This window comes from Mesorhizobium sp. M0587 (assembly GCF_040320945.1).
In the GTDB taxonomy this organism is placed as follows: Bacteria; Pseudomonadota; Alphaproteobacteria; order Rhizobiales; family Rhizobiaceae; genus Mesorhizobium.
The window spans coordinates 111,637-122,870 of sequence record NZ_JAMYQP010000006.1; the positions used below are offsets into that span (position 1 = coordinate 111,637).

Sequence of the window (11,234 nt, forward strand, 5' to 3'; positions counted from 1 at the left end):
TTCACTTATGGCTATGCGCGCGCGGCAAGATCAAGTTGCCGGGCACGTTTTCCGCGGAAATAGGATTTTACCCACGGCTCCTCGCTCTTCAGCATGTCGTCGATAGTACCCTCGACCAGCACTTTCTTGTTGCCGAGCACAGCCACCCGGTCGCAGGCCGTGAACAGGGTGTCGAGATCGTGCGTGACCATATAGACCGTCAAATCCATCGTATCGCGCAGCTTGACCACCAATTCGTCGAATTCCGCCGCGCTGATCGGATCGAGACCCGAGGTCGGCTCGTCGAGAAAGACGATGTCGGGGTCGAGCGCCAGCGCACGGGCAAGTGCGGCGCGCTTGATCATGCCGCCCGAGAGCTCGGATGGGAATTTCCGCGCCGCATCCGGCGGCAGGCCGACCAGTTCGATCTTGAGCAAGGCCAATTCGTCCATCAGCTTCTTCGGCAGGTCGAGGTATTCGCGCATCGGCACCTGCACGTTTTCCTGCACCGTCAGGGCCGAAAACAACGCGCCATGCTGGAACAGGACGCCAAGACGCATGTCGATGCGAAGGCGCTCGGCTTCGCTGGCCTTCTCGACATCGACGCCGAACAGCCTGATCGTTCCCGTCTGCTTGCGCAGCAGGCCAAGGATGGTGCGCAAAAGCACCGATTTACCGGCGCCGGAGGCTCCGACGAAGCCCAGGATCTCGCCGCGCGTGATGTCGAGCGACAATCTGTCGAGGATCACCTTGTCGTCCAGGGCGACGGTGACGTCGCGCACGGACAGCACGGTCTCGCTCTCGTCCGTTGTACCTTTGGCCCCGGTGTCGCTTCGCATGGCCATGTCAGAACTCGATCGCGGCGTAGAACATGGCAAAAAGTCCATCGAGGATGATGACGACGAAGATCGACTTCACCACCGAGGCGGTGACGTGCTGGCCCAGCGATTCGGCGCTGCCGCCAACCTTCATGCCTTCGACGGAGGCGATCGTGCCGATGATCATGGCCATGAACGGCGCCTTGATCAGCCCGGCAAAAATGGTGCTGAGGTCGATGGCGACGCGCAGCCGGTCGATGAAGGCGGCCGGTGCGATGTCGGAATAGAGCCAGGCCGCGGCGATGCCGCCGCCGAGCGCGGCAAAATTGGCGATGATCGTCAGGCACGGCAAGGCGATCACCAGCGCCACCAGGCGCGGGAAGACCAGCACGCCGATCGGATTGAGCCCGATGACCTTCAGCGCATCGACCTCCTCGCGCATCTTCATCGAACCGATCTCGGCGGTGATGGCGCTGCCGGAGCGGCCGGCGATCATGATCGCCGTCATCAGCACGCCGAGTTCGCGCAGGATGAGCACGCCGACGAGGTCGACCACGAAGATATCGGCGCCGAAATAGCTGAGCTGGTAGGCGCCTTGCTGGGCAACGATGGCGCCGACGATAGCCGACATCAGCACCACCACCGGAATGGCGCCGACGCCCATTCGATCGATCTGATTGAAGATCGCCGCCGGGTTGACGGCATGGCCGCGGCCGAGCTTCATCTGCGCGCCGCGGATGGTGGCGCCCAGAATATTCATCGAGGCCAGAAAGTCGTCGCGCATCTCGTAGACGCGCCGGCCGACCGCCTCCAGGGCGCGAATGATGATATTGGGCGGCCGCGCCGGCCCTGATTCCGGTTCGCGCCGGACCGCCTCGCCTACCGCGTCGAGCAGTATCGAGGCGATCTCGCTTTGCCCCTGCAGCCTGACCTCGACCTGCTTCTTCTCGAAAGCGCTGACCAGCCGGTCGATCAGCCAGGCACCGGCGGTATCGATCTTCTCGATCTTGGAAAGATCGAGTGCCAAGGTCTTGAAACCCTTTCGCTTCTCGATCTTGCGCATTTCTGCGTCGACCAGCCCCACTGTCCGCGTCGTCCAAATTCCAGAGAAAACGCAGCCGAGAACGCCATCTTCCTCGCCGACCGACACGCGCGGTTGGTGGTCAGCCTCCGAGGCGGTGGTGCCGCTTGCGTCACGCTTGCCGATGGTCAACATGGCGTCCTGTTTAGCCTGATGGGTCCGGCCTTGTCGATTTGCCGACAACCCTTCTCGCATAGCCGGAGCAGAAAAATATGGCGCGTGTCATTTCGGTCGAGGCGGAGCGTTTTCCGATCGCCGGCACCTTCACCATTTCGCGCGGCTCGAAGACCGAGGCCGAAGTGATCACATGCACGATCCGGCAGGGCAGCCACGTCGGCCGTGGCGAGTGCGTTCCCTACAAGCGCTATGGCGAGAGCATGGACGGTGTGCGCGACGCGATAGAGGCCATGAGCGAGCGGATCGTCGGCGGCCTCGGCCGGACCGCCTTGCTCGACGCCATGCCGGCCGGAGCTGCCCGCAACGCCATCGACTGCGCCCTCTGGGATCTCGAGGCCAAGATCAGCGGAACACCGGTGGCCAAGGCGATTGGCGCTGTCCCGGCAAGGACACTCGAAACCGCCTACACGCTGTCGCTCGGCGAACCGGAGGCAATGGCGGCGCAAGCCCGGGCCAACGCCGCCCGTCCCCTGCTCAAGGTCAAGATCGGCGGAGAAAACGACATCGCCCGAATCCAGGCGGTGAGACAGGCCGCGCCGCAAAGCCGCATCATCCTCGACGCCAATGAAGGCTGGACCGACGACAACATCGTCGCCAATCTCGCCTTCGCCGCCGAGCTAGGCATCGCCTTGATCGAACAGCCATTGCCGGCGGGCAGCGACGCAATCCTGCGCCATATCGCGCATCCGGTGCCGATCTGTGCCGATGAAAGCGTACACGAGGCGAAGGACCTCGAAACGCTTGTCGGTCTCTATGACGCCGTCAACATCAAGCTCGACAAGTCGGGCGGGTTGACGGCGGCACTCGTCCTCCGTGATCGCGCCCGGGAGCTGGGCTTCGGCGTGATGGTCGGCTGTATGGTCGGCACGTCGCTGGCGATGGCGCCGGCCGTCCTGCTCGCCCAGGACGCCGATTTCGTCGACCTCGATGGTCCGCTGCTGCTTGCCAGGGACCGCGTCCCCGGCCTCGTCTACCAGGGATCGCTGGTATCACCGCCCGATACGGCGCTGTGGGGCTGAGCGCGCCGCAAGCCCGATCAATGCGAGGCCGATCAAGGCGATCGGGATCATGGCAAAGAAACCGTCGACACCGAAACGGTCGTAGAGCGGGCCCGACGCCAGTGTCGCCACCGCCATGAAGAAGCCGTTGGAGAAATAGGCAATGCCTTGGGCGGCGCCGGTCCGCTCCTCGGAGACCGTTTCGCCGATCATCTTCTGCAAGCCGATCAGCACCAGCGCCACCGAGACCGAGTGCAGCGTCTGGACGCCGAAAAATCCGGCAACGCCGAGGCCGAGCGGCCAGACCAGCGGAAAGGCGATCCAGCGCACGATGGCGCCGATCCCCGCTATCACCATGATCGACACGACGGAAAACGAGCCGAAGAAGCGGGTGAACATCATGAACATGCAGACTTCCGACACCACGCCCCAAGCCCATAGCAGCCCCACCACCGAATCGCTGATGCCGATCGATTTCCAGTAGATGGAGACGAAGCCATAGAGGAATGCATGGCTGGCCGTGATGACGCCGACGCCGATGGAAAAATACAGGAAATAGGGGTTGAGGAGTTTTGGCGCCAAATGGTGGATGTCGGTGGCCGACAGTGGCGAGGCGCGGCGCGGACGGCCAAGACGCGGTGCCAGCAATCCCGCCGCGAGTGCCGCCGCCAGCGCCACGAAAATGATGACCGGAACCGCCCCGGGACCGGTTGCCGAAAGGATGAAGCCACCGGCTATATTGGCGAACAGGTAGGAGATCGAACCCCATTTGCGCATGCTGGTGTAGTTGGAGCCGAAGCGGCGCACGCCCGAAAGCGCCAGCGAATCGGCGAGCGGCGAATGTGGTGTCCACACGATGGTCAGCAGCAGCGATACCGCAAGCACGACGAAATAGGTTGGAGTCAGGAAATAACCCGCCGACAACAGCAGTGACGCAGCCACCAGCGCGACATAGACATCGGCGCGGTCCCTCGCCCTGTCGGCCAGCGCGGTCAGCAGCGGCGTCGTCACCACGCGCAGGAACATCGGCGCGGCCAGGATGACGGCGATCTGCTCGGCGTGAAACCCGTTGGCCTGCAGCCAGAGCGGGAAATAAGGCAGATGGGTGCCGAGCGACACGAACAGTGTCGCGAAGATCAGACCCATGCGCAGTTCGAAATGGCGCGGCTTGACGAGTTGTTCCGGCGAAAGCGGCGGCAGCGGCATGAATCGATCCAATTACGCCGCGTTCGACCAGCCGGCGACGTAGATCGATGCCTTAACACGTCGGAAAAACCGGCGAAACCGGCTGGACTAACCGAAATCCGCGGCCGTTCGGAGTCAGGCGGCCTGGATCACCCTGTCCTCTATGAGCATCGGGATGAAGGGCTCGTCCGGCGCTTCGGGCAGGACATGGGCCCAGGTCAGGATTTCCATCCGCCCGTCGAAATGCTCGACCACGGCCGTGCAGCTTTCCACCCAGTCACCGGTATTGATGTACCGCACGTCCTCGAAATTCTCGATCGCGGCATGGTGGATGTGGCCGCAGATCACGCCGTCGACATGCGAGCGGCGCGCTTCCTCGGTCAGCATGGTCTGGAACGAGCCGATGAAATTGACCGCCTTCTTGACGTTGACCTTGGCCCAGGACGAAAACGACCAGTATGGCAGGCCGAGCAGCTGGCGCAGCCGCGTCACCACGCGGTTGACCAGCATGGCGGCGTCATAGGCATGGTCGCCGAGATAAGCGAGCCAGCGCGCATTGTGGACGACGGTGTCGAACTGATCGCCATGGATGACGAGCAGGCGCTTGCCGTCGGCTGTTTCGTGGATGGCACGGTCGGCGACGACGATGCCGCCGAAATGCACGCCCTGAAACTGGCGGGCGAATTCGTCGTGGTTGCCGGCGATATAGGTGATGCTGGCGCCCTTGCGTGCCTTGCGCAGCAATTTCTGGATGACGTCGTTGTGGCTTTGCGGCCAGTGCCAGCTGCGCCGCAATCGCCAGCCGTCGACGATGTCTCCGACCAGATAGATGATATCGGCATCGTGGTGACGCAGGAAATCGATCAGGAACTCGGCCTTCGCCGCTTTCGAGCCCAGATGGACGTCGGAAATGAACATACTGCGGAAAGTGCGGGGCTCTTGGCCTGACATCGCGATTTCACCATTGCCTTCGCCAGAGCCTATGCCCCGATTCATGCAACAACCGTATGACGGTTGCGATTGGGCCAGCCCAAGGGCTAGCTTGCCCGGCAAATCACAGGAGAAATCGTCATGGATCTCGGTATTCGCGGAAAGAAGGCGATCGTCTGCGCGTCGAGCAAGGGGCTTGGGCGCGGCTGCGCCATGGCGCTGGCCGAAGCCGGCTGCGACATCGTCGTCAACGGGCGCAACGCCGGACTGGTGGGCAAGACCGCCGCGGAGCTGCGCGAGCGCTATGGCGTGACGGTGACTGAGGTCGTCGGCGACGTGTCGAAGCCGGAGGTGCAGAAGGCGCTGCTCGCCGCCTGTCCCGACCCGGATATCCTCGTCAACAACAATGGCGGCCCGCCGCTTCGCGACTTCCGTGAACTCGATCGCACCAAGATCCTCGAAGGCGTCACCCAGAACATGGTAACGCCGATCGAACTGGTCCAGGCCGTCATCGACGGCATGGCGGCACGCGGCTTCGGCCGCATCGTCAACATCACCTCGCTGTCGGTCTACGTCCCCATCCCCGGCCTCGACCTGTCGTCGGGCGCGCGCGCTGGCCTGACCTCGTTCCTTGCCGGCGTGGCGAGAACGGTGATCGACCGCAATGTGACCATCAACAGTCTCCTGCCGGGCAAACTCGACACCGACCGGCTGCGCGGCCCGCATGAGGCCGGCACTCCGGAGGATCCCGCCGCGGCGGCGGCGCGCAAGACGCGCATCAGCGCCGACGTACCGGCCAAGCGGCTCGGCACGCCGGAGGAATTCGGCCAGATATGTGCCTTCCTGTGCTCGGTCCATGCCGGCTATCTGACCGGCCAGAATATACCGGTCGACGGCGGCCTCTACGTCAGCGCCTTTTGATTGGCGCGCCGATGAAGCACCGGGATTTATCTGGCAGCAGATAGCCGTAAGTACCTGACTGATAATGGTTTTCGACGCGCCGGCGCTCAAAGCTTCCAGCGCGTCATTTAGCATCGCGAAAAATCTCGGCCGCATGCTAAAAGGACCGTCGTAGCAGGTTTCGAGGGAGCGGCCGCATGGAAGGCGAGAACAAAAAAACGGCACGTTCGGACCTCGACGAGGCCGCCCTTTATTTCCACAAACACCCAAGGCCGGGAAAGCTCGAGATCCAGGCGACCAAGCCGCTCGGCAACCAGCGCGACCTGGCGCTCGCTTATTCACCTGGCGTCGCCGCCCCTTGCCTGGAAATCCGCGACAACCCGGCGACCGCCGCCGACTACACCGCACGCGCCAATCTGGTCGGTGTCGTCTCCAATGGATCGGCGGTGCTCGGCCTCGGCAATATCGGGCCGCTGGCCTCCAAGCCGGTGATGGAAGGCAAGGCCGTCCTGTTCAAGAAGTTTGCCGGCATCGACGTCTTCGACATCGAGATCGACGCGCCGGAGATCGAGCGCATGGTCGAGACCGTCGCGGCGCTGGAGCCGACCTTTGGCGGCATCAACCTCGAGGACATCAAAGCGCCGGAGTGTTTTGAAGTCGAGGAACGGCTCAAGGCCCGCATGGGCATACCGGTGTTCCACGACGACCAGCATGGCACTGCCATCATCGTCGCCGCCGCCGTGCTCAACGGGCTGGAATTCGCCGGCAAGGCCATATCGGACATAAAGATCGTCACCTCGGGCGCCGGCGCCGCCGCGCTTGCCTGCCTCAATCTTTTGGTCTCGCTTGGCGCGCCGGTGGAAAACATCTGGGTCACCGACCGTTTCGGCGTCGCCTACAAGGGTCGTGTCGACGAGATGGACCGCTGGAAAGATCCTTATGTGAAGGACACCGAGGCGCGCACGCTGGCCGACGTCATATCCGGCGCCGACGTTTTCCTCGGCCTCTCGGCGGCAGGTGTGCTGAAACCTGAACTGCTCCAGCACATGGCGCCGAAACCGCTGATCCTGGCGCTTGCCAATCCCAATCCGGAGATCATGCCGGAAGTCGCTCGCGCGGCACGTCCCGATGCGATGATCTGCACGGGCCGCTCCGATTTTCCCAATCAGGTCAACAATGTCCTGTGCTTTCCCTACATCTTCCGCGGCGCGCTCGACTGCGGCGCCAGCGCCATCAACGAGGAGATGAAGATGGCCGCGGTGCGCGCCATCGCCGCCCTTGCCCGTGAAGAGCCTTCGGACGTCGCCGCACGCGCCTATTCCGGCGAGACGCCGGTCTTCGGGCCTGAGTTCCTGATCCCCTCGCCCTTCGATCCGCGCCTCATCCTGCGCATTGCGCCGGCCGTCGCCAAGGCTGCCTGCGAAACCGGTGTCGCGACAAGGCCGATCACCGATTTCGCCGCCTATATCGACAAGCTGAACCGCTTCGTCTTCCGCTCCGGCCTGGTAATGAAGCCGGTCTTCTCCTCCGCCAAGGCATCGAGTGCCAAGCGCGTCATCTATGCCGACGGCGAGGACGAACGCGTGCTGCGCGCCGCCCAGGTCGTGCTCGAGGAAGGCATTGCCGAGCCGATCCTGATCGGCCGTCCGCATGTCATCGAGGTCAGGCTCAAGCGCTACGGGCTGCGCATCAAGCCGGGCGTCGATTTCGGCCTCATAAATCCAGAGGACGATCCGCGCTACCGCCACTATGTCGACCTGCTGATCGAACTCGCCGGCCGGCGTGGCGTGACGACGGAAGCCGCGCGCACCATGGTGCGCACCGACAACACGGTGATCGCCGCGCTGGCGCTGAAGCGCGGCGATGCCGATGCCATGGTCTGCGGCCTCGAGGGACGGTTCGAGCGGCACCTGCGCAACGTGACGCTGATCATCGGGCCACGCGCCGGCATCAAGGACTACGATCTTTCGACGCTTTCCATGCTGATTTCGCAGCGCGGCATCATTTTTCTGACCGACACCCACGTCTCCGTCGATCCGACGGCCGAGGAGATCGCCGAGATGACGGTGCTGGCGGCCGAGGAGATCCAGCGCTTCGGCATCGAGCCGAAGGCAGCGTTGCTGTCGCATTCGGATTTCGGCTCGCGCGATTCGCCAAGCGCGCTGAAGATGCGGCAGGCGGCGGCGATCCTGGCGCGCATCGCGCCGGACTTGCAGTGCGACGGCGAAATGCATGCCGATTCCGCCTTGTCGGAGCCTCTGCGCCAGCGCGTCTATCCGCATTCGCGACTGAAGGGCGAGGCCAATCTGCTGGTCTTCCCGAATCTCGATTCGGCCAACATCACGCTGACGGCGTTGCGCGCCATGATGGACGCGCTGCATGTCGGGCCGATCCTGCTCGGCACCGATAAGCCGGCGCATATCCTGACGCCATCGGTGACGTCGCGAGGCGTCGTCAACATGACGGCCCTGGCGGTCGTGGAGGCCGCGCACAAGGCGCAGGCGGTCGTCAATCTGGGCTAAACGCGGATTGTACGATAAACTGCGGTTAACCGCGAACACGATAGCCTCGCGGACGAACAGGCGGAGTTTGGGCGGATGACAAGCGCGGGGTGGAAGCAGGCGTACGCTGCCGTGCTGCTTGGCCTCCTGCTTTCCGGCGCCGCGGTCACCGAGCCACAGGCTGCCTCGCGGATCTGCCGCCAGCTGGAGGCCGATCTCGCGATGGCCTCGCGCGGCGGCGGCGGTGGTCCGGCGATGGTCCGGAAATACGATGCCGCGATCGAAAGACAGCAAGAACAGATTTCAAAGGCCCGCGGCCAGGCGAGCAGGGCCGGATGCGGTTTTTCGCTGTTTTCCCGCAACGTCAACGAATGCGCCGCACTCAATGCCACCATCGACCGCATGAACGCCAATCTCGACGCCTTGCAAGCCAAACGCGAGCGACTGGCCGGCGGTGGCTCGCGCCGTGACAGCAAGCGCATCCTCGCGGCGCTCGACGCCAACGATTGCCGCGACGACACCATTGCGCCGCGGCGCGAGCCTTTACTGGAGGCGAACCGCGAAGACGGCGACACCAATCTGTTCGACCAGCTTTTCGGCGGCAATAGCCGGCAGCCCGATACACTAGACGCGCTGGACCAACCTGACGATCCCGGCGAGGAGCGCAACGTTCGCCGGGTGCTCAACCGGCCCGGCGTGCCGGATTTTCCAAGCGTTGGCGGTGAATTCCACACGTCTTGCGTGCGCACCTGTGACGGCTATTTCTTCCCGATGTCGAACTCGGCTTCCATCGGCGATTTCGAACGCGACCAGAAGAATTGCGAATCGAGCTGCCCCGGCACCGAGATGCAGGTCTTCTATTCGCGCGGCATGGACGACGATTCGGCGTCGATGACCTCATCGGTCACCGGCAGGCCCTACAGCGAATTGCCGACCGCCTATCTCTACAAGCAATCCGACATGTCGCGGCCGCCGGCTTGCGGCTGCAACGCCGCGCAGAATTTCCAGATCATCGCCGGCAACCCACCCAAACCGGAACAGTCGAAGCCTGAAACGAACGCGGCGCCGGTCATTCCGGTCCCGGTTTCCAAACCCGATCCGGGCGCCGATCCGGAAACCCTGGCGAACGTCGAGGGTGGGCTCGACCGCGAAGCCATGAAGCGGCTTTCCGCAAAACCCGTGACATTGCCCGTGTCGGCGGTGCCGCCGGACCAGCGTAAAGTCAGGGTCGTCGGGCCAACGTTCCTTCCCGACCCATCAGCGGCAATAGATCTGCAAGCTCCGGCCCCGAAGGCAATCCGGTAAGAGCAAGCCTGAGCGGCATGAACAGCGCCTTGCCCTTGCGCCCGGTCGCTTCCCTGATCTTGCCCGTCCAGTCCTTCCAGACCGTCCCGTTCCAGGGTTCCTCCGGCAGCTGATCGAACGCCTGGCCGAGGAAATCGCGGTCGTCATCGGAGAAATCCGGCGTCTCCTGCGGCCCCTCGCGCAGGATACGCCACCAGCCCACCGCATCGGCCAGCCTATCGAGATTGCCTCGCACCGCCAGCCAGAACGGCTCGGCCTGTTCGCCGGAGATGCCGAGCACGATCAGCCGGTCCCTCGCCTCGGCGAATGGCATGTGGTGCAGCAGCGTGCGGTTGAGCACGAACAGCTCGTCGGGATCGAATTTGGCCGCGGATTTCGAGGTCGCCGCCGGATCGAACCGCTCGGCAAGCTCGCTCATCGTCGCCACTGCCGCGACGTTCTCCGAAGTGCCGACCAGCACGGCGAGAGAAGCGACGGCCATCGGCTCGATCCCGTCCTCGCGGAGGCTTTCGATGGAAAGCGCGCCGGTGCGCTTGGACAGGCCCTCGCCCGACGCGGTCGTCAGGAGATTATGGTGGCCGAAGACTGGCGGTTCGGCACCCAGCGCCTTGAACAAGGCGATTTGCACGCCGGTGTTGGTGACGTGGTCGTCGCCGCGGATGACATGGCTGACGCCCATCTCGATATCGTCGACTACCGAAGGCAGCGTGTAGAGATAGGTGCCGTCCTCGCGCACCAGAACAGGGTCGGACAACGAGGCAAGGTCGACAGTCTCCTCGCCGCGCACCAGATCGTTCCAGTGGATCTCGGTGCGCTCCGGCTGCTGCGGATCGCCGGAGAAATTGGGCAAGAGGAAGCGCCAGTGCGGCCGGCGACCATCGGTCTGGTACTCGGCCACCTGCTCTTGCGTCAGCGCCAATGCCTCGCGGCCGTAGACCGGCGGCAAGCCGCGCGTACGGCGCACCTTTCGCCTGAGATCGAGCTCCTCCGGGGTTTCGTAGCAGGCATAGAGAACGCCCGCCGCCTTCAGCCGCTCGACCGCCGCGTCATAGATTTCGAAGCGCCGCGACTGGTATTCGGTGGCGTCCGGGAAAATGCCCAGCCAATGCAGATCGTAGAGGATGGCGTCGGAAAATTCCTGCTTCGAGCGGGCGATGTCGGTGTCGTCGAAGCGCTGGATGAACCGTCCCCTGTTGTTCATGGCGAAGAGCCAGTTGAACAAAGCGGTGCGCGCATTGCCGATATGGATGCGGCCGGTCGGCGACGGGGCGAAACGAACGGTAACGGTCATGAGCGGGGCGTACCGGATGCTTTTGCGATTGACAAGACGCGCCCCCGCGCCGTGCGGAAGACATAGAAC

Annotated in this window: 9 protein-coding genes; 4 read left to right on the plus strand and 5 right to left on the minus strand. The window is 63.8% G+C overall.

Annotated elements, in window-relative coordinates; all coding sequences use genetic code 11:
* Window positions 1-11: 11 nt before the first annotated feature.
* Together NKI49_RS07805 and NKI49_RS07810 are read right to left on the minus strand one after the other, a co-directional pair.
* Window positions 12-818, minus strand: coding sequence for an ABC transporter ATP-binding protein (locus NKI49_RS07805; RefSeq protein WP_352599367.1), 807 nt, complete (start codon window positions 816-818; stop codon window positions 12-14).
* A gap of 7 nt (window positions 819-825) precedes the next feature.
* Complete coding sequence (locus NKI49_RS07810) at window positions 826-2,013, minus strand: MlaE family ABC transporter permease (protein WP_352599164.1); 1,188 nt, start codon at window positions 2,011-2,013, stop codon at window positions 826-828.
* Between the two features lie 77 nt (window positions 2,014-2,090).
* On the opposite strand from NKI49_RS07810, the gene dgcA reads away from it, so the two are divergent.
* Window positions 2,091-3,074, plus strand: a complete 984-nt coding sequence (gene dgcA, locus NKI49_RS07815) for an N-acetyl-D-Glu racemase DgcA (RefSeq protein ID WP_352599162.1) — start codon at window positions 2,091-2,093, stop codon at window positions 3,072-3,074.
* Here dgcA and NKI49_RS07820 read toward each other — a convergent pair.
* Entirely contained in the window at window positions 3,045-4,259 is a 1,215-nt protein-coding gene (locus NKI49_RS07820) for an MFS transporter (protein ID WP_352599160.1), read from the minus strand. The genes dgcA and NKI49_RS07820 overlap by 30 nt on opposite strands.
* 114 nt (window positions 4,260-4,373) lie before the next feature.
* Window positions 4,374-5,156: a UDP-2,3-diacylglucosamine diphosphatase gene (locus NKI49_RS07825; protein ID WP_032919518.1), complete on the minus strand. Its 783-nt coding sequence runs from the start codon at window positions 5,154-5,156 to the stop codon at window positions 4,374-4,376.
* 153 nt (window positions 5,157-5,309) lie between these two features.
* Here NKI49_RS07825 and NKI49_RS07830 point away from each other — a divergent pair, with 153 nt between their 5' ends.
* The 3 genes from NKI49_RS07830 (at window position 5,310) to NKI49_RS07840 (ending at window position 9,874) form a co-directional block, all read left to right on the plus strand.
* On the plus strand, window positions 5,310-6,089 hold the full coding sequence (locus tag NKI49_RS07830; protein ID WP_352599157.1) for an SDR family oxidoreductase: 780 nt from the start codon (window positions 5,310-5,312) through the stop codon (window positions 6,087-6,089).
* Window positions 6,090-6,265: 176 nt separating this feature from the next.
* Window positions 6,266-8,590 carry an NADP-dependent malic enzyme gene (locus tag NKI49_RS07835; protein WP_352599155.1) on the plus strand — a complete coding sequence of 775 codons (2,325 nt, stop codon included), beginning with the start codon at window positions 6,266-6,268 and terminating at the stop codon, window positions 8,588-8,590.
* Window positions 8,591-8,665: 75 nt separating this feature from the next.
* Window positions 8,666-9,874, plus strand: a complete 1,209-nt coding sequence (locus NKI49_RS07840) for a DUF2865 domain-containing protein (RefSeq protein WP_352599153.1) — start codon at window positions 8,666-8,668, stop codon at window positions 9,872-9,874.
* On the opposite strand, the gene gltX is transcribed toward NKI49_RS07840, so the two are convergent.
* The gene (gene gltX, locus NKI49_RS07845; RefSeq protein WP_352599151.1) at window positions 9,792-11,165 is read right to left on the minus strand and encodes a glutamate--tRNA ligase; all 1,374 of its coding nucleotides are present in this window, start codon (window positions 11,163-11,165) and stop codon (window positions 9,792-9,794) included. The genes NKI49_RS07840 and gltX overlap by 83 nt on opposite strands.
* Window positions 11,166-11,234 lie beyond the last annotated feature (69 nt).

Excerpts from the sequence above, each read along its gene's own strand:
- NKI49_RS07820 (WP_352599160.1), bottom strand. The coding sequence starts at position 4,259 with ATGCCGCTGCCGCCGCTTTCGCCGGAACAACTCGTCAAGCCGCGCCAT.
- NKI49_RS07830 (WP_352599157.1), top strand. The coding sequence starts at position 5,310 with ATGGATCTCGGTATTCGCGGAAAGAAGGCGATCGTCTGCGCGTCGAGC.
- NKI49_RS07805 (WP_352599367.1), bottom strand. The coding sequence starts at position 818 with ATGCGAAGCGACACCGGGGCCAAAGGTACAACGGACGAGAGCGAGACC.
- NKI49_RS07825 (WP_032919518.1), bottom strand. The coding sequence starts at position 5,156 with ATGTTCATTTCCGACGTCCATCTGGGCTCGAAAGCGGCGAAGGCCGAG.
- NKI49_RS07840 (WP_352599153.1), top strand. The coding sequence starts at position 8,666 with ATGACAAGCGCGGGGTGGAAGCAGGCGTACGCTGCCGTGCTGCTTGGC.
- gltX (WP_352599151.1), bottom strand. The coding sequence starts at position 11,165 with ATGACCGTTACCGTTCGTTTCGCCCCGTCGCCGACCGGCCGCATCCAT.
- NKI49_RS07810 (WP_352599164.1), bottom strand. The coding sequence starts at position 2,013 with ATGTTGACCATCGGCAAGCGTGACGCAAGCGGCACCACCGCCTCGGAG.
- NKI49_RS07835 (WP_352599155.1), top strand. The coding sequence starts at position 6,266 with ATGGAAGGCGAGAACAAAAAAACGGCACGTTCGGACCTCGACGAGGCC.
- dgcA (WP_352599162.1), top strand. The coding sequence starts at position 2,091 with ATGGCGCGTGTCATTTCGGTCGAGGCGGAGCGTTTTCCGATCGCCGGC.